Source organism: Polynucleobacter sp. MG-28-Ekke-A2 (assembly GCF_035012985.1).
Classification (GTDB): Bacteria; Pseudomonadota; Gammaproteobacteria; order Burkholderiales; family Burkholderiaceae; genus Polynucleobacter.
This window is the reverse complement of record NZ_JAYGQU010000010.1, coordinates 21,428-43,725: the sequence shown is the minus strand read 5'-3', so window position 1 is coordinate 43,725 and position 22,298 is coordinate 21,428. Positions and strand designations below refer to the sequence as shown.

24 protein-coding genes are annotated in these 22,298 nt (G+C 45.5%); 9 read left to right on the top strand and 15 right to left on the bottom strand.

Going from position 1 to position 22,298, the window contains the following annotated elements; genetic code table 11:
• The first annotated feature begins 15 nt into the window (after positions 1-15).
• From VC188_RS07675 to VC188_RS07660, 4 genes are all read left to right on the top strand, one after another.
• Positions 16-945, top strand: a complete 930-nt coding sequence (locus VC188_RS07675; protein ID WP_323483558.1) for a 2-hydroxyacid dehydrogenase — start codon at positions 16-18, stop codon at positions 943-945.
• Between the two features lie 13 nt (positions 946-958).
• Entirely contained in the window at positions 959-1,885 is a 927-nt protein-coding gene (locus VC188_RS07670) for a dihydrodipicolinate synthase family protein (protein ID WP_323483557.1), read from the top strand.
• A 34-nt stretch (positions 1,886-1,919) separates the two neighbouring features.
• Positions 1,920-2,870 carry a TAXI family TRAP transporter solute-binding subunit gene (locus tag VC188_RS07665; RefSeq protein WP_215320627.1) on the top strand — a complete coding sequence of 317 codons (951 nt, stop codon included), beginning with the start codon at positions 1,920-1,922 and terminating at the stop codon, positions 2,868-2,870.
• Positions 2,871-2,968: 98 nt separating this feature from the next.
• Complete coding sequence (locus tag VC188_RS07660; RefSeq protein ID WP_323483556.1) at positions 2,969-4,981, top strand: TRAP transporter fused permease subunit; 2,013 nt, start codon at positions 2,969-2,971, stop codon at positions 4,979-4,981.
• 86 nt (positions 4,982-5,067) lie between these two features.
• On the opposite strand, the gene VC188_RS07655 is transcribed toward VC188_RS07660, so the two are convergent.
• A complete protein-coding gene (locus tag VC188_RS07655; RefSeq protein WP_215320631.1) occupies positions 5,068-6,201 on the bottom strand; it encodes a mandelate racemase/muconate lactonizing enzyme family protein in 1,134 nt (377 codons plus the stop codon).
• 161 nt (positions 6,202-6,362) lie between these two features.
• Between VC188_RS07655 and VC188_RS07650 the strand changes: the two genes are divergently transcribed.
• Positions 6,363-6,560 carry a hypothetical protein gene (locus VC188_RS07650; protein ID WP_216154529.1) on the top strand — a complete coding sequence of 66 codons (198 nt, stop codon included), beginning with the start codon at positions 6,363-6,365 and terminating at the stop codon, positions 6,558-6,560.
• Between the two features lie 65 nt (positions 6,561-6,625).
• Entirely contained in the window at positions 6,626-8,077 is a 1,452-nt protein-coding gene (locus VC188_RS07645; RefSeq protein WP_323483555.1) for a M23 family metallopeptidase, read from the top strand.
• A gap of 68 nt (positions 8,078-8,145) precedes the next feature.
• Here VC188_RS07645 and VC188_RS07640 read toward each other — a convergent pair whose 3' ends face one another.
• Entirely contained in the window at positions 8,146-8,586 is a 441-nt protein-coding gene (locus VC188_RS07640; protein ID WP_323483554.1) for a universal stress protein, read from the bottom strand.
• Positions 8,587-8,672: 86 nt separating this feature from the next.
• Between VC188_RS07640 and VC188_RS07635 the strand changes: the two genes are divergently transcribed.
• Entirely contained in the window at positions 8,673-9,074 is a 402-nt protein-coding gene (locus tag VC188_RS07635) for a DUF2177 family protein (protein ID WP_323483553.1), read from the top strand.
• 118 nt (positions 9,075-9,192) lie between these two features.
• On the opposite strand, the gene VC188_RS07630 is transcribed toward VC188_RS07635, so the two are convergent.
• The gene (locus VC188_RS07630) at positions 9,193-10,428 is read right to left on the bottom strand and encodes an MFS transporter (RefSeq protein WP_323483552.1); all 1,236 of its coding nucleotides are present in this window, start codon (positions 10,426-10,428) and stop codon (positions 9,193-9,195) included.
• An 85-nt stretch (positions 10,429-10,513) separates the two neighbouring features.
• On the opposite strand from VC188_RS07630, the gene VC188_RS07625 reads away from it, so the two are divergent.
• Positions 10,514-11,497, top strand: coding sequence for a tripartite tricarboxylate transporter substrate binding protein (locus VC188_RS07625; RefSeq protein ID WP_323483551.1), 984 nt, complete (start codon positions 10,514-10,516; stop codon positions 11,495-11,497).
• A 10-nt stretch (positions 11,498-11,507) separates the two neighbouring features.
• On the opposite strand, the gene VC188_RS07620 is transcribed toward VC188_RS07625, so the two are convergent.
• From VC188_RS07620 to VC188_RS07610, 3 genes are read right to left on the bottom strand one after another with little or no spacing between them, the layout of a single operon-like run.
• The gene (locus tag VC188_RS07620) at positions 11,508-12,263 is read right to left on the bottom strand and encodes a 2OG-Fe dioxygenase family protein (RefSeq protein ID WP_323483550.1); all 756 of its coding nucleotides are present in this window, start codon (positions 12,261-12,263) and stop codon (positions 11,508-11,510) included.
• 32 nt (positions 12,264-12,295) lie between these two features.
• The gene (locus tag VC188_RS07615) at positions 12,296-13,261 is read right to left on the bottom strand and encodes a tripartite tricarboxylate transporter substrate binding protein (protein ID WP_323483549.1); all 966 of its coding nucleotides are present in this window, start codon (positions 13,259-13,261) and stop codon (positions 12,296-12,298) included.
• 12 nt (positions 13,262-13,273) lie between these two features.
• The gene (locus tag VC188_RS07610) at positions 13,274-14,575 is read right to left on the bottom strand and encodes a TAXI family TRAP transporter solute-binding subunit (protein ID WP_323483548.1); all 1,302 of its coding nucleotides are present in this window, start codon (positions 14,573-14,575) and stop codon (positions 13,274-13,276) included.
• 114 nt (positions 14,576-14,689) lie between these two features.
• Between VC188_RS07610 and VC188_RS07605 the strand changes: the two genes are divergently transcribed.
• Positions 14,690-15,451: an SDR family oxidoreductase gene (locus VC188_RS07605; RefSeq protein WP_416350501.1), complete on the top strand. Its 762-nt coding sequence runs from the start codon at positions 14,690-14,692 to the stop codon at positions 15,449-15,451.
• Positions 15,452-15,455: 4 nt separating this feature from the next.
• Here the strand turns inward: VC188_RS07605 and ccmI are convergent, their stop codons facing one another.
• The 9 genes from ccmI to ccmA are packed head-to-tail and all read right to left on the bottom strand — an operon-like array spanning position 15,456 to position 22,257.
• Complete coding sequence (ccmI, locus tag VC188_RS07600; protein ID WP_323483546.1) at positions 15,456-16,646, bottom strand: c-type cytochrome biogenesis protein CcmI; 1,191 nt, start codon at positions 16,644-16,646, stop codon at positions 15,456-15,458.
• 5 nt (positions 16,647-16,651) lie between these two features.
• A complete protein-coding gene (locus tag VC188_RS07595) occupies positions 16,652-17,122 on the bottom strand; it encodes a cytochrome c-type biogenesis protein CcmH (RefSeq protein WP_216192338.1) in 471 nt (156 codons plus the stop codon).
• Complete coding sequence (locus tag VC188_RS07590) at positions 17,119-17,649, bottom strand: DsbE family thiol:disulfide interchange protein (protein WP_215320673.1); 531 nt, start codon at positions 17,647-17,649, stop codon at positions 17,119-17,121. The genes VC188_RS07595 and VC188_RS07590 overlap by 4 nt, the downstream gene beginning before the upstream one ends.
• Positions 17,646-19,565 (bottom strand): heme lyase CcmF/NrfE family subunit, encoded by a 1,920-nt coding sequence (locus VC188_RS07585; protein ID WP_323483545.1) that lies wholly within the window; start codon positions 19,563-19,565, stop codon positions 17,646-17,648. Before VC188_RS07585 ends, VC188_RS07590 begins: the two co-directional genes overlap by 4 nt.
• The gene (ccmE, locus tag VC188_RS07580; protein ID WP_215320677.1) at positions 19,562-19,996 is read right to left on the bottom strand and encodes a cytochrome c maturation protein CcmE; all 435 of its coding nucleotides are present in this window, start codon (positions 19,994-19,996) and stop codon (positions 19,562-19,564) included. Before ccmE ends, VC188_RS07585 begins: the two co-directional genes overlap by 4 nt.
• Positions 19,993-20,181 carry a heme exporter protein CcmD gene (gene ccmD / locus VC188_RS07575; RefSeq protein ID WP_323483544.1) on the bottom strand — a complete coding sequence of 63 codons (189 nt, stop codon included), beginning with the start codon at positions 20,179-20,181 and terminating at the stop codon, positions 19,993-19,995. Before ccmD ends, ccmE begins: the two co-directional genes overlap by 4 nt.
• Positions 20,181-20,951 (bottom strand): heme ABC transporter permease CcmC, encoded by a 771-nt coding sequence (gene ccmC / locus VC188_RS07570; RefSeq protein WP_216154514.1) that lies wholly within the window; start codon positions 20,949-20,951, stop codon positions 20,181-20,183. Before ccmC ends, ccmD begins: the two co-directional genes overlap by 1 nt.
• Positions 20,948-21,613: a heme exporter protein CcmB gene (gene ccmB / locus VC188_RS07565; protein ID WP_323483543.1), complete on the bottom strand. Its 666-nt coding sequence runs from the start codon at positions 21,611-21,613 to the stop codon at positions 20,948-20,950. Before ccmB ends, ccmC begins: the two co-directional genes overlap by 4 nt.
• On the bottom strand, positions 21,610-22,257 hold the full coding sequence (gene ccmA, locus VC188_RS07560; protein ID WP_251368456.1) for a cytochrome c biogenesis heme-transporting ATPase CcmA: 648 nt from the start codon (positions 22,255-22,257) through the stop codon (positions 21,610-21,612). Before ccmA ends, ccmB begins: the two co-directional genes overlap by 4 nt.
• Positions 22,258-22,298: the final 41 nt, after the last annotated feature.

The window sequence follows — 22,298 nt, the reverse complement described above, 5'->3', positions numbered from 1 at the left end:
AAAAGTTAGCGAGACATGATCCCCGTCAATTCGGTGCTACAGGTCGGCCATTTCCCTGAAATTATGCAGGCAGAAATAGATCGGCGCTTTACCCCTTTTCATCATCCCGATCCTCAAGCGCCTGCTCCTGCCGGAAACTTTCAGGCGATTTTAATTCGCTCCAATATCAAGCTGCCTGAGGCCCTAGTTAAACAGATTCCCAGTATTCGTATGGTTGCCACTTGTGGGGTTGGTTACGACAACCTTCCTTTGGCTTATCTCAAAGAACAAGGGATTAAAGCAAGCAACACCCCTGGCGTCCTAAACGATGCCGTATGCGAACTGGCCATTGGCATGATGCTAGCCCTACTGCGCCAACTGCCCGAGGCTCAGGAATATGTCAAAAGCACTGCTTGGTCAAAAGCGCCCTTTAGGCTCACCACCACCTTGGCTGGTAAACGAGTGGGTATCGCTGGTATGGGTCGTATTGGGCAAGATCTGGCTAAACGTTTAGAGCCATTCAAAGTTGAGATAGCGTATTCAGGGCCCAATAAAAAATCTTTGCCCTACGCTTACTATCCAGATGCTCAAGAATTAGCCAAGGCCTGCGACATCTTATTTTTAGCTTGCCCAGCAACCTCCGATACAGACAACATGATTAATGCCAAGGTTCTAGAAGCTTTAGGGCCCTCAGGATATTTAATCAATATTGCCCGCGGAAGTGTGGTTGATGAGGGGGCACTTTTATATGCACTGCAACATAAAAAGATTGCTGGTGCAGCCTTGGATGTTTTTGAGAGCGAACCTAACCCAAGTCATGAATTTTTAACACTTGATAATGTATTGTTAACACCGCACATTGGGAGCGCTACCTCGGAAACACGGATAGCCATGACCAACTTAGCCGTAGATAATTTAGAAGCCTTCTTTAACCAACAAACACTTCCATCTGAAGTAAGTAACTAAAAACGGAGCCAGCATGACGATTTCTCTGCACCCTTCCACCTTGCCAGCGGTGCTATCGCCTGTCATCACCCCATTTAAGGCGGACGGCAGTCCAGATGCTCCTAAGTTATTAAAACAATGCCAATGGCTAGAAGCTAATGGTGTTGGGCAGGCTATCTTTGGCACGAACTCAGAAGCAAACTCGATGTCTGCTCCGCAGAAGATGAGCACCTTAACAGCATTAGTAGAGGGCGGGTTAAAGCCTGAGCACTTAATGCCAGGCACCGGAGCAACATCGATTGATGCTACTGTCAATATGACACGTCATGCAGTCAACCATAAATGCGCGGGCGTATTAATGTTGCCGCCCTTCTACTACAAAGATGTTACTGATGATGGTCTATTCGCTTATTTTTCTGAGGTGATTCAAAAAGTAGGTAGCACTGCTTTGCAGATTTATATCTACAACATTCCACCAGTTACTAAAGTGACCTTAAGTCTCTCTTTGCTTGAGCGCTTAGCAAAAGAATATCCAAAGACTGTTGTTGGTATGAAAGACAGCTCTGGCGATTGGTCCTACACAGAGTCGGTTATTAAATTACTAGCGCCTTCAGGCTTTCGCGTTTATGCAGGCAGCGAAGTATTCCTCATGCGTGCCTTGCGCGCTGGCGGTGTTGGCTGCATCTCCGCCACCGCTAACGTCAACCCAAAAGCCATTGCCGATTTAGCAGCACACTGGAGAGAATCAAACGCTGATGCTCTTCAAGCAAACCTGGATCAAGTACGTGGAATTTTTGCCAAGTACCAAATGATTGCTGGTATGAAGACTGCCGTAGCCCATTACACCAAAGATTCTGAGTGGCTCAGAGTGCGCCCACCATTGATGCAGTTAAGCCCTGAGCAACAAGCGCAACTTCTCAGCGAGCTCAAAGCAATTAACTTCAGCATGCCAGGTTTGTAATTTCAAAATATAAAAAATTAATTAGGAGACAACAATGAAGCTACTCAAAATCATTGCCTTATCACTTAGCCTTCTTTGCGCGAGTGTTAGCGCCCAAAACATTTCCATCGCAACTGGCGGTACAGGTGGCGTGTACTACCCCATGGGTGGTGGTCTTGCATCTGTTCTGTCAAGCAAAGTTCCTGGTATGTCTGCTACTGCAGAGGTGACCGGGGGCTCGGTAGATAACCTAAATCTCATTGGCACTGGTAAGCCATACGTTGGTTTCTCCATGGCTGATGCCGCTAAAGATGCTCAGATTGGCGAAGGTAAGTTTGCTGGCAAAAAAGTGGACTTACGCACTCTAGTAGTTCTTTATCCAAACCTGATGCACGTAGTAACAGTGGACTCTACTGGTATCAAGTCCATGAAAGACCTCAAAGGTAAGCGCATTAGCACTGGCGCTCCTGGTAGCGCAACGGAAGTCATGGCATTTCGCCTACTAGAAGCTGCGGGGATTGATAAAGACAAGGATGTTAAGCGTGAGCGATTGAGTGTTGCCGAATCCGTTAACGCTATTAAAGACCGCAAAATTGATGCATTCTTCTGGGTGGGTGGATTACCAACAGCAGCCGTAACCGACTTAGCCAATACGCCAGGAACCAAGATTGTGATGGTCGACACTGGCGAAGAGGTGGCGGCCATGAATAAAAAATATGGCAACCTTTACTTTGTAACTACCATTCCAAAGGCTACTTATAGCGGCATGGCTAGAGACAATAAAGTCGCAGCAGTCGCCAATATTTTGGTAGTCAATGCCAATATGCCTGACGATCAGGCCTATAAAATTGTTAAGGCGATCTTTGATAACAAATTGGAATTAGTGCGCACTCATCAAGAATTTATGAGCGTCAGCCTAGAAAACCAGAAAACAAAATCAACCCCTGTTGATTTTCATCCAGGGGCACTTAAGTACTTTAAAGAAAAGAACGTCAAACTCAATTAAGTTAATGTTTTTATCGGGGGTGAGTCAATCTCACCCCTTTCGTTTTACGGTAGTGAAAAAATAAAGTAGTACATAAAAATAAATATAGAGGTTGAGACATGAATCAAAACGTTATTGACAACGAAACCCAAGAAAAACTAGATGCCTTTATCAAGCAAGAGGAAGGGGACTCCAATGACTACAAGGGACTATTGGCGAAGTTCATCACCCTAGTAGCAGTAGGCATGTCACTCTTTCATTTATATGCCGCGTATTCAATCGTTCCAACACAAGAGTTGCGGGTCATTCACGTTGCTCTGGTTTTATTTCTCGTATTTCTAAGTTTCCCCATTGCGGCTCGCTTTAAAAACAGGCTCATGCCTTGGGATATTGTCTGCGCACTTATCTCGGTAGCCATCGCGTATTACATTCTGAGTGGTGGCGATGATTTTATGGACCGCAATACTGCGCCTAACTCTACCGATGTCATGGTGGGCATTGCATTAATTCTCCTAATCTTAGAAAGTGTGCGCAGAACCAATGGCATGATCTTGGTTACAGTAACTATCCTGTTTCTACTCTATGCATTGTTTGGCAACTACTTGCCAGCCCCTTGGACTCATAAAGGTTATGATCTTGATCGTCTAGTAGGCTACATGTATATGACTCTAGAAGGCATCTATGGCACTGCCGTTGATGTTTCTGCAACCCTCATTATTCTCTTCACCATCTTCGGCGCTTTCTTGCAATTTACTGGCGCAGGAAAGTTCTTTATTGATTTCTCATTCGCAGCAATGGGCGGAAAATCTTCTGGGGTTGGCAGAACTATCGTAATGTCCTCCTTCTTGCTCGGCGGACCCTCTGGATCGGGCGTTGCTACCACTGTTACGGTTGGCTCAGTTGCAGCCCCCATGCTGGACAAAGTGGGTTACGAGAAAAATGCTGCTGGCGGCCTTTTGGCAGCAGGCGGTCTTGGCGCCATTATCTCGCCTCCGGTACTGGGCGCAGCTGCATTCTTGATTGCAGATTTTCTCAAAATCTCCTATTTAGATGTATTGCTGATGGCAACCATTCCAACTATCCTTTTTTATCTTGGCTTATTTGTGATGGTCGAAATTGATGTACGCAAATATGGCATGAAAAATATTCATTTTGAGCCTGCTGAAACAGCCTGGCAACTCACCAAGAAATACTGGTTTCACTTCTTCTCCCTCATCTCGATTGTGGTGTTTATGCTGATGGGCTTCTCCCCTGTCATGTCCGTATTCTGGGCGACAGTAGTTTCGGCCTTATCCAGCATGTTGCGTGAAGATACCGCCATCATTCCATGGGCATGGTTTAAAGGCAAAGAACCCATTCTCTCTGGCCTGTACAACTCTAATCTGACCAAGGCGCTTGCAACTGGTTCAACTGGTGTCTTAGCTATCGCTGCCACCTGTGCTGGTGCCGGTCTCATTGTGGGTACTGTTACCTTAACCGGTCTTGGCCTAAAATTTAGCTCGATTGTGATTCAGTATGCAGGTGGCTCGCTCTTGCTGACAACTATTTTTACCGCTCTCGTGGTTTGGGTGGTTGGCCTTGCTGTTCCAGTAACAGCCTCTTACATTATTTGTGCGGTAATCGCAGCGCCTGCTTTGATTAATTTAGGCGTGCCTGCTTTTGCAGCCCACATGTTTATCTTCTATTACGCTGTACTTTCGGAAGTATCGCCACCGACTGCACTCTCGCCATTTGCTGCAGCTGCGATTTGCAAAGGTAATCCCTACAAGACCACTTTGCAAACTTGGAAGTATGTTGCTCCAGCCATTCTGGTTCCATTTATGTTTGTATTAGATAAGTCAGGCGTTAGCTTGTTATTAATGGGATCAATCAGCGCTCTAGAGCAGGCGGACTGGATGCAAATTGCTTGGGTCTCTTTCACGGCCGTTGTTGGAATCATCTGCCTAGCCGGTGGACTACAAGGTTGGTTTATTGAGAAAACCAAGATCTTTGAGCGAATCATCATGGTGATCTCTGGGGTTGCTCTTGCCTACCCTTCCACAGAGGCGGACTTAGTTGGCTTTGTTGGATTTGGCTTGGTACTGGTAACTCAAACGATTACCCATTTCAAACTTAATCCTAGATCTTCTTAAGGTACACCTGATAGGCGGACGGATCACATCCTCAAAATAATAAGGCCCGCTTGAGCGGGCCTTATTATTTCCAGTAGTTGCTTATTTTAAGAGATCTTGGTCCAGGCAGCTTTACCTGCATATTTCTTGACAGCAGCTTCATCGAACTCGAAACCCAGGCCAGAGGTTTTATGCAAAATCAAGTCCCCATTCTTAAATGTCAGCTGCTTATTGATCAATCTTCGGAAGTTCAGCACCTGATCATCTAAGAAGAATTCGACAAATCGTGCATTAGGCGTAGATGCCACCAATGGTGCATGCAAATCATGCATCCAGTGCGGGCAAACTATGACACCCTTCAAATCAGCGTATGCAGAAATTCTTCTCCACTCGGTAATACCTCCGCAGACAGCCGCATCAGATTGCAGAATGGCAGCTCCACCAGCATCAATCAACTCTCTAAAACGCCAGCGTCCCGCCTCCATCTCACCGGTAGCAACGTTGATTTTGGTTTGGCGCGCCAAGGCAGCATGTAAATCAATCGCATCTGGAGAAAAAGGTTCTTCAATCCAATACGGGTTGTATGCTTCAAAGCGACGCACATACTCGAGAGCCGTAGGTAGATCGCGCCAGGCATTATTCGCATCAAGAGTGAGCAATACATTGTCACCTACCGCTTGGCGAGCCGCCTTTACACGCGCCTCCTCTTCCGATGGTGATAAACGCCCCACCTTCATCTTGACTGCCTTAAAGCCCTGCTTTACGTAAGACTCCATTTCTTTGCCTAACTTGGCAGGCGTTTTACCTTCAAGATAGTAACCACCACTAGCATAAGCTGGCACCCGATCATCAACCACTGAACCCAAGTATTGATGTAAAGGCAAACCAACTGAGCGTGCATTTAAATCCCACAAAGCCGTATCCAAAATCGAGATGCCGCGCATTACTGCACCTGCACGACCTTGGAGAATAGATTCGTTATACATCTCCATCCAGAGACCTTCACTGCGGTGACTATTTTGGCCAATGAGTTTTGGCGCTAGCAATTGCTCAACGGCAAGTTTGGCAATATCTCCGCCGGCACTACCGACATAACAAAAGCCGATACCCTCATTACCATCCATGCCACGAACTTTTACCAGGCAATAGTGACGCTCGGAAACAGTACGAGTGGAAAATGAAGTAACTTTATCCAAAGGCACTGCAACAGAGGCAACTTGGATGGATTCAATAATCGGCATCTAAACTCCTTAATAAAAATTGATTGTATCGAGAATTTAATTTGCTAGTAGGGGCACGAACAATGATTAATTAGCCCACTCCACTACAAATACACATGGCGAAAATGAGCTGAGTTGTTGATATCCGAACAGGTATCTTGTGAATTAGATTTGCTGCAAAGTTGATATATTCACTCTCCAACATTCTCAAACCGCCAAGTTGTGCAACAAATTTAGTTAAAAGTGGCAAAACTGACATTGCTAAAGGTGCTGGTTTTAGAACTTGGCCAGCCGATGAGGCGGCCCTTGTAAAGAAAAATTATGAGCAAAGACTGAAAGTAGCCCTTGAAGTTCTCAAAATAGCCCCAGATCAAGATTAAATCTGATTTGCTGCAGCACAGCATATTTATTCAGAGATGCTCTCACATTATTAGATAATTGAGGGGTGAATAAAAAAGCATCTCTTGGGTCCCTGTTTACTAAGGGGGTAATCATTTTGTCTGGCTGCGCCTTTCTTAGCTCAACTCCGGGCTTGGCTTATGCAGCTCAAGTCCAAAGTAGCCAAACCCAAAGCACAACCCAAGCGCGCAAGAAAATTATCGTTCAAACCAGCAGGCAGGTTGGCTTCAAAGATAAATCAGCGGGTACCGGCTCAAAAACCAATAGCATGAGCCTAAACCCATCGCTATTTCAGCGAAAAGCCCCAGATGAATTGATGCTCGATAGCGATGCAAACCTTGACTATCGAGTAGCCCAAGGATGTCTAAGACGTAATTTTAATGAAGATAGCCTGCCGGCTAGCGTAGGCATTGATAATCGGCAGTTCGCTGAATTCTTCAAAAATCAGACCAAAACATTTTTTGATCACATGCGTGGAGATTGCATCCCTTATGCGGTTGCCTTTGGAAGTCGTAATCGTTTCGACTCATTGAGCATCATGAATGGCCCAATCCAAGATAGCAAAACTGAAGTATGGACATTTACACCATCAGCTGTTGGTGGGTTTTTAATTCAGCAAGACTATCTCAAAGATGAGTCCAAGCGTTTATCCGAGATTCGCATTCCTTTGAGAGATGTCTTGTATGACACTCGAAAAGTAAGCGATCAATTGCCAGTTGAGCTGGTTTGGGAATTAAATTCCCTGATCAAGCAAATCTACCCTGAAGAAAATAATTCTCTTGAAAATACCAACAGCGTTGTGCGCTTGATTGTTGACTTTGGTGATCGAGAAAGATGGGCGCAAATTTGGGCTGCTGAAATTATTGACCCCACCACCAAAGACGTTTATGCGAATGCTTTTTGGATGGAGCGCAATGATATTCCTGGAGGCTTCTTTACCGGAACCGGAGAATCACTAGAGCGCTTCTTCTGGACTAACCCATTAAGCTATCGCCGTATTTCTCGGGGAGTTGGCATGGTAAGAGCATCTTCGAGTAAGCGTAGTAAGAATCCTGCGTCAACAGTCCCAACCCAGGCGTCAGCAACAAAGCAACGCTATCGTGCCCACATGGGGATTGACTATGCTGCCCCAATCGGCACCCCCATTTTTAGTGTTGCCAATGGCAAAGTAGTGCACATAGGCTTTAGCGGTGCATTTGGAAACTTAATTGTTTTAGAGCATCCGGGCAATTACCACACATACTATGCACACTTGAGCAGTTACAACGTAGAGCTTGAGTTGGGTAACGAAGTGCGGCGCGGCTTGGAAATTGGCTACGTAGGAACAACCGGGAGATCAACGGGGCCACACCTTCATTTTGAATTAAGAAAAAATGGGATTTATGTAGACCCCTATGGCTCCAAAACCCAACTTGATTTATGGTCCATGCGCGATAACGAGAGTGGGCAGCTAACTAGAGAGATGCTTCTGCTAGGTAGCCCTATTAAGCCCAACTAAATACATTCAAGAATGCTGCTGCAATAAAAAGGGTCCAATTGGACCCTTTTAACTTGAGGCTAAGCAAATTAACCCAGAACTAATACTGGCAATGTGGAATGCACAATGACTTCATGAGTCTCGCTACCTAACAGGATCCCTTTGATGCCTGTACGCTTATGAGACGCCATCACAATCACATCCACTTTCGCTTTTTTTGCGCCAGCCAAAATACCTTCAGATAGGTTGCTATTTTCAATGTGAAGACTTTTCACCTTAGCGCCAGCTCCCAGTGCGGTTGTCGACCTCTTAAATACATCCTGCGCATAAGCTGCACAAGCTTCTGAGTGCTGTTTCTTCGAAATTCCATAACCCATGGTGCTATCTGAATAAACCATCGGAGGCGTAGGATCAGAAACATATACCAACGTAATTGCAGCGCCATCCGCCTTAGCAAGTGCGGCGACTTTCTTTAAAGATTTTTTGCTAACATCTGAACCGTCTACTGGCACCAATAAATGCTTAAACATGTTGACTCCCTTTAAATTGAACTACTCATTTGCTCTTTCCATCATAATACTTATTATTAGCCTATAAAAGAATAAAGGTAACTTAATTGATCAAGAATTTTGCTATCTACCTCTCGTTTTTAATTGCCCTCATTGCAATCGATTTAGTGTGGCTTTTGGGAATCGCAAAAAACCTCTATCGCAATGAGATGGGTGACTTAATGGCCAGCGAACCTAAGCTTCTGGCTGGACTCGCCTTCTACCTGATTTACGCCTTGGGCGTCTGTATTTTTGTGATTGTTCCGGCATTATCAAAACAGTCTTGGATATATGCACTGCAATATGGCGCTTTGTTTGGCCTGTTTTGCTACATGACCTATGACCTCACTAATCTGGCGGTGGTTAGAAACTTTCCAACACAATTGGCTTTCATTGATATTGCCTGGGGCAGTTTTGTTACCGCCTTGTGTGCGAGTTTTGCTTACTGGGTTGGTAGCCGTATTTCTTAAGCAGGTACCCCTTAAATTGCCAAGGTAGAACATCACGTTTTCCGTCCTCGGCAATTAGACTCATTGGTGAACTGCAACTGGACTCTTTGCTCGGGAATAATATTGGTTATCCGATCATTCATGATCGTGCTGAACTACCCCAACCTCGACGCCGTTCATAAATTACAAATAGAACGCCCCACATGACTACGGCAACGTATGCCCATACCCAGGCAACTTGTGAAGTACGAGAACCAGAAATATCCAAGACGAAACCAAAAATGGCAGGCCCCAATAGGCCGCCACCAAACCCCATCAATGAGTGCAGACCCATTGCAGCGCCCTTGATATTTTCTTGCGCACTAATTACCAAGCCCGCAGTGAGCGTTGAGGAATCTGCCATGATGAATATGGCATGCCCAATAGCCAGAGCAACAATCAACCACCACGACTGGCCAGTTGAGCAAGCGAATGCAATCCCTAATACCGCACTAGTCAGCATCACAATGCATACCCATTTCTGACGCCCTACTCTCAAAGCAATTTCATTACCCAATATGGAAGATGGCACGCCAAAGAAATTAATCACTCCAGCTAAAGTCGTAGCCGTTAGGAAAAAATCTTCGCCAGAAGCAACTGCACAAAAAGCAAAGAAGGCAACAATCCAGCTTCTTGAGGCAAAGAGTTCCAAAGTATGAGCGGTATATCCAAAAATAAAGCCTGATGCATTTTTGTCTTGTAAAACCAACTTCCATTTATCCACCGGAAAGATATCGTGCAGACGAATATTGATTGGCCCTTGCCATTTTTCATGCTGAAGCGCTGGAATTAGCAACAAGACAATCAGAAATGCGCTAAATGGGCCCAAGGCAATTAAACCAAATACATAATGCCAACCAAGCGCATTCAAAATCCAACCAGAACATAAATACGAAAATCCAGTACCAATACCAAAGAAAGCGGTATAGAACGCGATGTGCCGCGTTAACTCACCAGACTGGATGCGATCAGACAAAATTTTCAGGCCAGGCATATAGGTACCAGCAAGACCAGCGCCATTTAGAGCCATAAAAAGTAGAGCCGTCCAAAAGTTATAAGCGAACAAACCCATGCCTAAAAGACCACAGCTTGCTGTGAGACCGCCTATTAAATAGACCTTACGCGCGTCCACCCGATCTGTTAAAGCCGTTGCTAAAGGAACGGCAAGCATGTAACCAAAGAAGAAAGCACTCGCAATCAGGCCCGACTGCAAATTACTGAGATGCCACTCCTCTTGCAAAGTCGTTAACACGACAGCGTAGCAAGCAAAACCTAATAAAGCACAGGTTTGCGCTAGAAGCATAAGAGGGGTATAGCCAGCTGAACGAAAGCGCATATTTAGTCAGTAGAAACGTGAACTCATTCTACTCGCCCAGAACGAATTAGACCCGCTACACTACTGAAAACATGACGGAGACAGTATGAATAGCAAATCTTTGATAGTTCGTTTATTGCAGATCGGGGCCGGCCTCATTATTGGCTTCGCAAGTAACCTAGCATCAGCGGATAGCTACCCCTCCAAACCCATTAAAGCGATTGTTCCTTTTGCACCCGGCAGCACAACCGATCAAATTGGACGTGCTTTTGCGGCAAAGATGTCTGAGTCACTAGGACAGCCCGTAGTTGTTGAAAATCGCCCTGGCGCAAATGGCCTAATTGGTGCAGATTTTGTGGCTAAGGCCCCCGCAGATGGCTATACGATTCTGTTCGGAACCAATAGCACCAATGCCGCCCTTAAGAGCTTGGTTAAAAATTTACCCTATAACCAAGACACCGCCTTTGCTCCCATTGGATTTTTTGGATCTGCTCCACTCATTATTGCCATCAATAATGATGTGCCTGCTAAATCACTCAATGGGTTTGTTTCTCTAGCCAAAGCCAATCCAGGAAAAATGACTTTTGCTTATGCAAGTACATCACAGCGCGTTTCATCAGAAATGCTGGCAAGCTTTGCTGATATCAAAATGATTGGGGTCTCATACAAGAGCGGCCCCAATGCTATGACTGATTTAATTGGCGGTCAGGTGAATATGTTCACATCCGACTTTGGAGTCTCTTTGCCCCAAGTACAAGCAGGCAAAATCCGCGGCTTAGCCGTCACTTCTTTGAAGCGCTCACCAGCTATTCCAGAGTTACCTACGGTAAATGAAGCATTAGGTATCAAAGGCTATGAACTCATCTCATTCTTTGCGGCATTTGGGCCTGCAGGCATGCCAAAGGACGCTATTCTCAAACTAAACCAAGCAATCAACAATGCGGCTAAATCAAAAGATTTGGCAGATCGACTCTCTGCAAATGGTTTTGAAACTCAGCCAGGAACGCCTGAAGCCCTTGGCCAAAAGATCAAACTAGAAACTGCTAAGTGGGCCAAAGCGATTAAAGAAGCTGGCATGGAGCCAGAGTAAATGAGCAGGCTTATTGCTGACTTCGATTTGGAGAGTCTTGAAAACCATTAGAGCGGTAAGTGAGAACCAAGGTATCTCGATAACCATATTTTGCTAATGGCTGAATTGGGGTTGATTCATGAATCATGCGTTGATCATTCATTAACAAAAGAGACCAAGGTTGAATGAGGGTGAAACGCAATCCTGCGGAGCCAGAGGTATCAAATATTCTGGTCTCGCCACCTTTAATACCCTCTCGACCCAATAAGAAGACTGCTACAAAATCAACACCATCGCGATGAGCACCTTCAGGCGTTGGACGTCCGATACCATCAGTAGTATCAATTCGAAATTGATGTGCTTCAACAAACCAAGTATTCACAGGCTTTTGGCTATTCAAGATATGCGCAAGCCCGAGCAAGACAGATTGCCAAGCAGTATTACTTAATAACTCACCTTGAATAGGCTCAAACCAGCGCTCAATTCCACCATGCAATGCGTTGTAATCCAGTGATTGCCAGTGTGCACGATGTGGAACCAATGTGAGCTCATCACCTTTAATCTCATAGCTAGCATGTCGACGAAAGCGATAGCGCCCACCATCTTTTAAATAAGGATCGCGGGGCAAGTTTTCCCAATACTTCGTGAGATCTTGAAGCTTGGACAGATCTACATTACTAAACTCAGCAACCGTCTCAGCAGACACCACAGCAAAGCCGTCATCACGCAAAGCTTGATCGATCTGCTTTAAGGGGGTCAGTGTAGGCGCAACGCCAGTAATTGTCATGGGTCTATTTTAGGTCAAGCAGCAAAAAAGCGTTAATCCAACTGCGCTCCAGATTCCCTCACAATTTTTGCCCACTTAGCCAACTCATCCTTTAGTAAAGCGCTCAACTTATTAGTTGGAACGGGTGCAAGATCCAAGCCCTGTGCAGATAGCCTCTCACGCACTTCTGATTTAGATAGGGCCTTCTCCATCGCTGCCTGTACCTTCTTTATTACATCCGCACTAACGCCAACAGGGGCAAAGATGGCTACCCATACCTCACCAATACAATCAGGATAAGTTTCTGCAATCGTTGGAATTTCAGGCGCAGCACTAGAACGCTTCGCAGAGCTAATCGCAATCGCCTGAAGCTTCCCTGCTTTAATGTAATTGAGTGCAGAGGGTAAGCTCGCAAATGCCAGTGGTACTTGTCCACCTAATACATCATTAATTGCGGGGGCTACCCCCTTGTAAGGGATATGTTGCATTTCAATGCCAGCGCTCGCATTAAGCATAGCGCCTAATAAGTGACTAATCGTGCCATTACCTGCTGAGGCATATGACAATTCTCCAGGCCTCTTCTTAGCCGCAGCCACAACATCCACCAATGTTTTATAAGGAGATCCCGGTGGAGAAACTAATACATAAGGCGTTGCCCCAATGTAATACAAAGGCACAAAATCATTTACAGGATCAAAGCCAGGATTTTTATATAAAGAAGGATTAATAGCTTGCGCACTATTAATGGTAAGCAGTAAGGTATAGCCATCCTTAGGTGAGCGTGCAACACTTTGGGTACCAATATTACCGCCAGCACCTGGTCTATTTTCAACCACAATCGAGGCGCCAATAGCTTCACCAAATGATGGCGCAATTAAACGCGCAACAATATCATTAGTGCCACCCGCTGCCTGAGGAACCACCATGGATATAGGCTTGCTTGGGTAGGTCTGTGCCTGAACTTCAATAGAGGCAAGCAAGCCTAAAGCCAAAAATAGATGTTGAATTAGCCTATTCATCTCCAGATCCCTTTAATGAACCAAATTCAGGCGGTGACGGACTTCACCTACATGCCCTTTGAGATCATATAGCTCTTTAGCATCCAACATGGATACCTTGATATTTCCAACGCGCCTCTCTATATCCTCAAGATCTTTGAAATTCTTTTCTTTTAGCGCTGGATTTTGGGCATTCTTCTCAATCACCTTGAGCTCTTCATATACCTGAGCCAACTTCAATCGTAAGAAGAAGTTCTTAGTCGACGGAATATAAGTAAATAGCGGAATCAGAATAACCAATAATGGAATGACAATTTTGACAAAACGTCCAGCCCACACCGCTGTCCAGAATGGTAAGTGGCGATGTAAGAATGAAGGCCCATCTTTTAAATAGATTTCTGCATCTACATGCAAGGGGAAATCCAAGCCTGAGCTAGATGGAAACTCACCCACTTTTTGTAGGCGAGAATAGGTTTTCAAAATATCGTAGGAAGCCCCAAGCAAAAGCGATACCAAGGCCGGACTGACATTATCATAGGCAACCAAAGTAGCAGTAGGGGCCATTACCTGAATATCTTGACGTGGCTGATCAAACTCAATACTCAACAAACCTCTAGGAACAATCACTTTAGATAGGTAGGTTAAGTTGCGGGTATAAGCATCTGCCTGGTCAAAGCTCATCAAACGAATACCGGGTACAGAGTAAAACTTATGCAAAATCGGCGCCTCAGCTGCAGCCACAATAAATACGGCATCTAATTGGCCATTATTTAATTTCTCGATAGCATCATCTGGCTTAAGTTTTTCCAGCTTAATCTCATTTTCAGAAATGCCACTAACTCGCAATAAATCTTTAGCGAGCACTAAAGTACCACTTCCTTCATTGCCTATAGAAACTCTCTTGCCTTTTAATTGTTTCAAGATAGTGAGTTGACCACCATCAGTTTTAAATGCAGCATCGCGATACCAAACCCAAGTAGGTTCGTAAAACATGCCTGCAATCGATACTAATTTTGGATATTCATTCAGATTGGCGACCCCACCCTGCACCATTGCAAAATCAATCCCAGACTTGGGGTCATTTAAAAGAGCTAAGTTATCTAAGGTCCCACCAGTAGATCGCACATTAAGATCAACACCCTCTTTAGCTATTTCCGTTTTTAGACGCTCACCAAACTGGTAATACAGCCCCGTAGGAAAACCTGTAGCCATCTCGATTGACTTTGGTGGTGGCGGGACTAAAACCCACAATACGCCAAAAAGGATGGTTAACAGGACAAAAAAGACTGCTGTTAGGGCCAAGGGGTTATAAATTTGTCTTTTGATGAAATTCATGGAAATCTCTTTGTTTTTTGCATTATGCCCCGAGCAAAGCAATAGGCAAAGGTTTCAAATCAAGCCTAATAAATCACGATAAGATGATACTTTTAAGCAGCCCCAAAGAACATGATGAATTCAGCAAAAACCAAGGTAGCCCTAGTCACCGGTGCAGGAACTGGTATTGGGCGGGCAGCTGCCAAAGCCCTCCTCAAGGGAGGCTATCAAGTGGTCCTTACTGGACGCAATCTAGATAAATTAGAAAAGGCTATTACTGATATTGGTGGTAATCAAAGTAACTGTATAGCGGTTGCTTGCGATGTCGGCAAACCCGATGAAGTCAAAAAGCTATTTACAGCACTTAGCAATAAATTTGGTCGCATTGATGTGCTCTTCAATAACGCTGGTATGGGAGCCCCTGCCATACCAATGGAGGACCTGAGTTATGAGCAATGGATGAATGTAGTGAATGCCAACCTCTGTGGTGCGTTCTTGTGTTCACAGGAAGCGATTCGTATGATGAAAGCGCAATCTCCACAAGGTGGCAGAATTATTAATAACGGTTCGATCTCTGCACATGCACCTCGTCCAATGTCAGCACCCTACACGGCAACTAAACATGCCATCAGCGGCTTAACCAAAACTATTGCATTAGATGGACGCCCTTTTAGTATCGCATGCGGTCAAATCGATATCGGCAATGCCGCCACAGAAATGACTGAGCGTATGGCTGCTGGAATCATGCAGGCAGATCAATCCATTAAGGTAGAGCCACGTATGGATGTTAATCATGTTGGCGAGGCAGTGCTGCACATGGCTCAACTGCCACTAGAAAGTAATATTCTATCGATGACGATTATGGCAACCAATATGCCATTTGTGGGTAGAGGCTAAAACGTTACTGGCGAACTTGGTCGACTAGTAGGCGAACATTAGTTGTGCCGACTTTAATTGTCTGCACTGAAGAAATTAAATCCCCCACTTCCGGTTTTGCCATCCCAGTCTTAGAAATGCGCACCTCGACACTCGCCTCAGATAATTGAGAGAGAGGCGCACTGGGATTCATGGCTAATGAATCATTCAATATAAAGCTCATTGGAAAGTCAGTTGCAGGCACCTTCAAGACAGCAACAGGCATGCGCTCACCAGGTTTACGTGCAATTACCATCACAATGTCGCCAGGCTTAATCTTAGATTTCAGGTCAGCAGATAATTCAATCTTGCCGCTAATGCCTTTTCCGGTTGGAGCAACCGGCACTGAAGCAGTCAGACCACCTTTAGAGCGCGCCTCAGCAATCGATCCTTGAATAGCACGCGCCTCATCCGTATTGGGCGGAAGTTGTTGCGCAAGCTTCTCCCAGGACTGCACCGCTGCCTTGTAATTTTTAGCGTTATAAGATGCGGTTCCAGAAAGCCAAAGTGCCATCATGTTATTGGGGTCCAGCTTTAAGGCTTGATTAATCAACTGCGAAGGCTTCCCAACAAAACTCCCATTTGCATTGCTTGCCAATACATCTGCATAGTCGGCTAACAATTGCGGATCAGAATCAATAAAGCTACCAGCACGTGCGTATGCCTTGGCAGCATCCTCATCACGGCCCAAGATTCGATAGGAGCGAGCTAACATCGCCCAGCCTTTTAAGTTGCCAGGATCTTTTTCCATTTTGATGGCAAATTCAGCCACCATTTTTTCGATACCTTCCTGGGTGACTGGTTTTTCAGAATTGTTACGGGCTACTCGAACAACATCCCCCAAGGAGAAATACAGCGCCGAGGAGAGCAAAACAATAAAGATACACAGCCCAATTGCAGTCTTCTTTGAAAAGCCCGCAACCTCTCGGTCATCTTCTTCAATGGTGTCTTGAAAGAGTCTCTGACGCATTTCAGCATGCGCAATTTCATAATCAGTAGAAGTAATTACGCCAGCTGTATGTTCGGCCTCTAATTTATCCAACTCTTCTCGGTATATGGTGGCATTCATCTGACGACGCGATGTCGCAGAGCTCTTTGCGGGGAAGATGAAGGGGCGCAGCAATAGCACTAACACCAGAACCAGGAGTAAAAAAGCAGGGATCAAAAAGCTAGTCACTTATTTCATCCCTCTTTCTTATCGCTTGCATTTAAAAGTGCATCAATTTTTTGATTGTCAGTATCAGTCAGCGTGATATCAGGCAGACTACTATTTCTACGTCTTAAATAGATTAATAAACCAGCAATACCCAGACCCAAAATAACAAATGGGCCAATCCATAGCAACCAGGTCACTGGCTTCACTGGCGGGCGATACAGTACAAAATCGCCATAGCGCTCAACCATAAACGAGCGGATTTGATCATCGCTCTTACCTTCTTTGATCAATATCCGAATTTCACGACGCAAATCATTTGCTAAATCAGAACGTGAGCCAGCCAAAGACTCGTTCTGGCAAACTAGGCAGCGCATTTCTTCTGAAATACTAATGAGGCGCTGCTCTGTTACAGGATCATCCGCGAGTGGTGCAGCATCTTTAGCAAACGCGTTGCCTAAACTAAATACGCAAACGGCGATTAATAAAATTCGCCTCATGATTTCTTTAACTCACTCAACATAGGATAAATTTTTTGATTCAATAAATCCACTGTTAATGGGCCAATGTGTTTAAAGCGAATCACTCCTGCCTTATCGATGATGTAAGTCTCAGGCACCCCATAGACACCATAATCAATACCAACACGTCCATTGCCATCAAAGGCGGAGAGTGTGTAAGGGTTACCTTGTTTTGCCAGCATCGCTACAGCATCTTCACGATTATCTTTGTAGTCCAAACCAATCACTGGCGCTATTTGGGACTTGGAAAGCTCAACCAACACCGGATGTTCTTCACGACAAGCTACACACCAGGATGCCCAAACATTCAGAATCCATACCTGACCCTTCATACTTGCCGGTGAAAATGTTTTATTAGCATCGGCTAATTGAGGCACTTCAAACGCAGGAGCGGCCTTATTAATTAAAGGCGATGGGACCTCATGTGGATCACGATTTAAGCCAATAGCCAAAAAGACTACCAAGCCTACAAACAAGATCAGGGGGATTAAAAATTTTGCTTTCATGCGAACTTGCTCTTTAACTTCAGTCGATAGCGCTTATCCGACATAGCCAACACGCCACCTAATGCCATCAACAGGCAACCACCCCAAATCCAATCCACAAAAGGCTTATAGTAAACACGTACTGCCCAGGATTGGTCATTCAGCTCCTCGCCTAGCGATACATAGATATCGCGGGTGAGCCCAGCATCAATCGCTGCCTCAGTCATCGGCATCGTCGATGAAAAGTAGCTTCTCTTTTCTGGATAAAGACTGATCTGTTCGCTGCCATTTTTAGATAGCAGGAATGTGCCACGTATTGCCTGGTAATTCGGACCGCGAGCAGCGCTAACGCCCTGAAGCTGGATTTGATACCCGCCAACTCTTACTGTATCGCCAGCGGACATGCGCACATCTTTTTCTTCCTGATAAGCGCCGACCATTGTGACGCCAATAACAAAAACGGCAATACCTAGATGCGCTACTTGCATGCCAATAAAGGAACGGGTTGGTTTTCCTGCTTTAGCTTGGCGAGCGATTTGCATGCAGCCCGAAGCCATGACCCAAAAAGCTAACATGAAGCCCATGCCTGCAAGCCAAGTAAATTGCCCCATGATTAAGGGAATTCCAACGCCTGCAATCAGAGCAACTGCGCCTGCAATCCATAAACGCTTAATGATGCCAATTAAATTACTCTGCTTCCAGCTTGCCCATGGGCCGATACCCATCAATACCAGCAATGGCACCATGATGGGAACGAATACGCTATTGAAATAAGGAGGGCCTACAGAAATCTTACCTAGATGCAAAGCATCAATTAGCAATGGATATAGGGTGCCTAGCAAAACAGATCCGGCAGAAACCACTAAAAAGACATTACCAAGCAAAATCAATGTTTCTCTGGAGCTCAAACTAAATTTGCCGCCCATCGAACTCTTAGGCGCACGCCATGCGTACAGCACCAGGGACGAACCAACTACGAGTGATAAGAAGATCAGAATAAAGATGCCGCGCCTTGGATCGGTTGCAAATGCATGAACTGAGGTCAGAACGCCTGAACGTACCAAGAAGGTTCCTAGTAGCGATAAAGAGAAGGCGGTAATCGCCAAGAGCACAGTCCAACTCTTAAAGCCACCGCGCTTTTCAGTAACTGCTAAAGAATGTAATAAGGCAGTACCCACGAGCCAAGGAATAAACGAAGCATTCTCAACAGGGTCCCAAAACCACCACCCGCCCCAACCCAGTTCGTAATAAGCCCACCATGAACCCAAAGCAATACCGAGGGTCAGGAAAACCCAGGCAGCGGTTGTCCAAGGACGTGACCAACGAGCCCAAGCTGCATCCAATCTTCCGGACAATAAGGAGGCAATCGCAAATGCAAAAGCCACTGAAAAACCGACGTAACCCATGTACAACATTGGCGGATGAAATACTAAGCCCGGATCTTGCAAGAGTGGATTTAATGAGCGGCCATCTTGAGCGGCTGGCAATAAACGCTCAAACGGATTTGAGGTTGTTAAAACAAACAGGAGTAAGCCACTAGTGACCAGCCCCAAAACACCAATTACTCGCGCCACCATAAAGTCATCTAATGCTTTAGAAAGCTGAGCAACCAAAATGGTCCAGGTAGCCAGTAAGAAAATCCACAACAAGAGCGATCCTTCATGTCCACCCCATACTGCGCCTAATCGATAAATCACCGGTAGCTGTGAATTAGAGTGCTCAGCAACATAAAGCACAGAAAAATCATTGGCGTAAAAACTCCAAGCCAAGATTCCAAAAGCAATCGCCAATAATAAGAAGACCGTTTGCGCAGCAGGTCTTGCCAGCACCAACCAGTCGCGTCGGCCATAGTGCGCGCCCAGCAAGGGCAAAACCCCTTGAATGAGAGCAATGCAAAGCGCCAGAACTAGTGCGTAATGCCCAAACTCAGGAATCATTTATTCGTTCCGTTTTTTTGAGCTTGCTCTAAGGCATGCTTGGCTTCAGGAGGCATGTAGTTCTCATCATGTTTAGCCAGTACTTCGCTAGCAATAAATTCACCATTGGCATTCATGCGACCTTGGATCACGGCACCTTTACCTTCTTTAAACAAATCAGGAAGGATGCCTGTATATGCTACTGGAATATCTTTCACCAGATCAGTAATCACAAAGTGCACGGTTAGACCATCGCGCTTTAAAGAGCCGTCTTTCACCATGCCACCAATTCGAAAAGCCTGGCTTTGAGGCGCCTTGCCTGCTGACACTTCACTTGGAGTGACATATAAAGCAATATTGCTATTAAGTGCATTCAAAATTAAGAGTGCAGCTACACCAATTACGATCAGCGCTGCAATAATCATTAATGCACGTTTATATCTAGGCTTCACTTACTAATCTCTTTATCAAACTGCTTGGCTAATTGCTCTCGCCTCAACCGACGTACGATTGCTCTAAAGCGAGCACGCACCATGAGGGGCTCCAATATCAATATCAGCACACAAACACCAAAACTACTCCACACATACAGTGCGTAGCCGCCCATGGCAAAAAACTCAGAAGGGCTATTCCACATCAGATTTTCACCTCAATTGATTGTCTCACCCAATCAGCATGGGCTTCACGTTCCAAAATGATTGCCCTCACTCGCATTAAGGTGACTGCAACGGTGTACATCCAAAGACATAAAGCCATCAACAACATACCCCAGAGCATAGTTTGTGCCATCGCCGGGGCTTTTGTGAGTGAAACGGAGGCACCTTGATGCAAGGTATTCCACCATTTCACTGAGAAATAAATAATCGGTACATTTACAACGCCTACCAAAGCCAAAATTGCGCTCGCCTTATCGGCACGGCGAGGGTCATCAATAGAAGCTCGCAATGCAATAAAGCCCAAATACAGAAAGAGAAGAATTAATTCTGAAGTAAGCCGAGCATCCCAAACCCACCAGGCACCCCACATGGGCTTACCCCAAAATGCCCCGGTCCACAAAGATAAAAATGCCATCCAAGCACCTATAGGGGCAAGAGCCTGCGCCATCATGGCAGACAAACGCGTATTAAAGACCAGTCCTAGTCCTGCCCATGTGGCCATGACTAAATAAATAAACATCGACATCCAGGATGCGGGTACATGAATAAAGATAATGCGATAGCCCTGCCCCTGCACAGCGTCCACCGGCGCAACAAAGAAACTAACCCACAAACCAGCGGCGCCAAATAAAAAAGCCAAGGCCCAGAAGAATGGGGTGAGCTTACCCGCCACCGGATAAAAAGTGCTGGGGCTAGATAACTTAAACCAGTTAACTAAGCGGTGATTAGAAAAAGTATTTATCGGATTCATTCAATTGCAATCTTTACAGCAGCACTACTTACCCAAGGAACAAATGCTAAAGCCAAAATCAATAACGCGCCCAGCAATGAAAAATGGCCCGAGGCATCCAAGCCCACACTATTGGCATATACGGCGCCAGCACCAAAAATAAGAACTGGGATATATAACGGCAGTATCAATAAACTTAATAACACGCTGCCACCTCTGACACCCAAGGTCAACGCTGCACCTATGGAGCCTAGTAAGGATAGCACTGGGGTACCTAATACTAGAGTTCCCATCAGTACATACAAAGAACTGGCATCCAGATCAAACTGAATGCCAATAATCGGGGCCAAGAGCACGAGTGGTAGTCCACTCACAATCCAATGGGCAATAATTTTTCCAGTTACTAACAAGACCATAGGCTGCGGCGACAAGGCAAGCTGCTCTAAAGCGCCGTCTTGGTAGTCTGCGGCAAACATGCGCTGCAACCCCAATAGTGTGGATAGCAGGGCTGCAACCCAAAGAACGCCTGGAGCAATCTTACGCAGCAAAGCAGAATCCGCACCAATACCCAATGGAAACAAACTAGTCACCACAACAAAAAAGAAGAGAGCCGTAAGTACCTCGCTTTTGCGGCGCATGACCAAGAGCAAATCACGGCGAATGATTGCGAGCAGAGCATTCATAGATCTAGCGCCCTCACACGCGGAAGATCCACCGCTTGATGGCTAGTCAGCACGACTAAACCACCTTGCTCCACATGCTCCGCTATTAATCCTTGTAAATCTTGTACGGCATGAATATCAAGCGCATTAAATGGCTCATCTAAGATCCACAACTTGGCTTGACGTGTCAACATGCGAGCCATTAAGACCCGACGCTTTTGTCCAGCAGATAAAAAACTGACCGGCAAGCTCTCACGCCCACGCAAATCAAAACGCCAGAGCGCTGCTAGGGCCTTATCGTGTGGCAATTGAATATCATCAAGCACTGCATACAACTGCAGATTTTCCAATGCAGTGAGATCTTCTTTAAGAGCATCACGATGCCCCAGGAATAAAAGTTCACGATGATATGTAGAGGGATCTTTGGCGATTGACTGATGATTCCAAAGAACTTCTCCCACATCTGGTTTAGAGAGTCCCGTCAGGAGTCTCAGTAGGCTGGTTTTCCCAACCCCGTTCTCGCCGCGCACATGCAGGCACTCTCCAGCCGTTACCATGAGATTCAGATTCTGAAATAATTGTCGCTCCCCACGAATACAAGTCAGCCTACGAGCTTCGAGCATCAAATGCGGTGTATTGGAGGAGGAATGAGTATCGACTGTCATGAGGGCTTGGGGCTTGAATCAACCACCCATAGCATTGTCCA

Excerpts from the sequence above, each read along its gene's own strand:
- VC188_RS07675 (WP_323483558.1), top strand. The coding sequence starts at position 16 with ATGATCCCCGTCAATTCGGTGCTACAGGTCGGCCATTTCCCTGAAATT.
- VC188_RS07670 (WP_323483557.1), top strand. The coding sequence starts at position 959 with ATGACGATTTCTCTGCACCCTTCCACCTTGCCAGCGGTGCTATCGCCT.
- VC188_RS07665 (WP_215320627.1), top strand. The coding sequence starts at position 1,920 with ATGAAGCTACTCAAAATCATTGCCTTATCACTTAGCCTTCTTTGCGCG.
- VC188_RS07660 (WP_323483556.1), top strand. The coding sequence starts at position 2,969 with ATGAATCAAAACGTTATTGACAACGAAACCCAAGAAAAACTAGATGCC.
- VC188_RS07655 (WP_215320631.1), bottom strand. The coding sequence starts at position 6,201 with ATGCCGATTATTGAATCCATCCAAGTTGCCTCTGTTGCAGTGCCTTTG.
- VC188_RS07640 (WP_323483554.1), bottom strand. The coding sequence starts at position 8,586 with ATGTTTAAGCATTTATTGGTGCCAGTAGACGGTTCAGATGTTAGCAAA.
- VC188_RS07630 (WP_323483552.1), bottom strand. The coding sequence starts at position 10,428 with ATGCGCTTTCGTTCAGCTGGCTATACCCCTCTTATGCTTCTAGCGCAA.
- VC188_RS07625 (WP_323483551.1), top strand. The coding sequence starts at position 10,514 with ATGAATAGCAAATCTTTGATAGTTCGTTTATTGCAGATCGGGGCCGGC.
- VC188_RS07620 (WP_323483550.1), bottom strand. The coding sequence starts at position 12,263 with ATGACAATTACTGGCGTTGCGCCTACACTGACCCCCTTAAAGCAGATC.
- VC188_RS07615 (WP_323483549.1), bottom strand. The coding sequence starts at position 13,261 with ATGAATAGGCTAATTCAACATCTATTTTTGGCTTTAGGCTTGCTTGCC.
- VC188_RS07610 (WP_323483548.1), bottom strand. The coding sequence starts at position 14,575 with ATGAATTTCATCAAAAGACAAATTTATAACCCCTTGGCCCTAACAGCA.
- VC188_RS07605 (WP_416350501.1), top strand. The coding sequence starts at position 14,690 with ATGAATTCAGCAAAAACCAAGGTAGCCCTAGTCACCGGTGCAGGAACT.
- VC188_RS07595 (WP_216192338.1), bottom strand. The coding sequence starts at position 17,122 with ATGAGGCGAATTTTATTAATCGCCGTTTGCGTATTTAGTTTAGGCAAC.
- VC188_RS07590 (WP_215320673.1), bottom strand. The coding sequence starts at position 17,649 with ATGAAAGCAAAATTTTTAATCCCCCTGATCTTGTTTGTAGGCTTGGTA.
- VC188_RS07585 (WP_323483545.1), bottom strand. The coding sequence starts at position 19,565 with ATGATTCCTGAGTTTGGGCATTACGCACTAGTTCTGGCGCTTTGCATT.
- ccmD (WP_323483544.1), bottom strand. The coding sequence starts at position 20,181 with ATGTGGAATAGCCCTTCTGAGTTTTTTGCCATGGGCGGCTACGCACTG.
- ccmC (WP_216154514.1), bottom strand. The coding sequence starts at position 20,951 with ATGAATCCGATAAATACTTTTTCTAATCACCGCTTAGTTAACTGGTTT.
- ccmB (WP_323483543.1), bottom strand. The coding sequence starts at position 21,613 with ATGAATGCTCTGCTCGCAATCATTCGCCGTGATTTGCTCTTGGTCATG.
- ccmA (WP_251368456.1), bottom strand. The coding sequence starts at position 22,257 with ATGACAGTCGATACTCATTCCTCCTCCAATACACCGCATTTGATGCTC.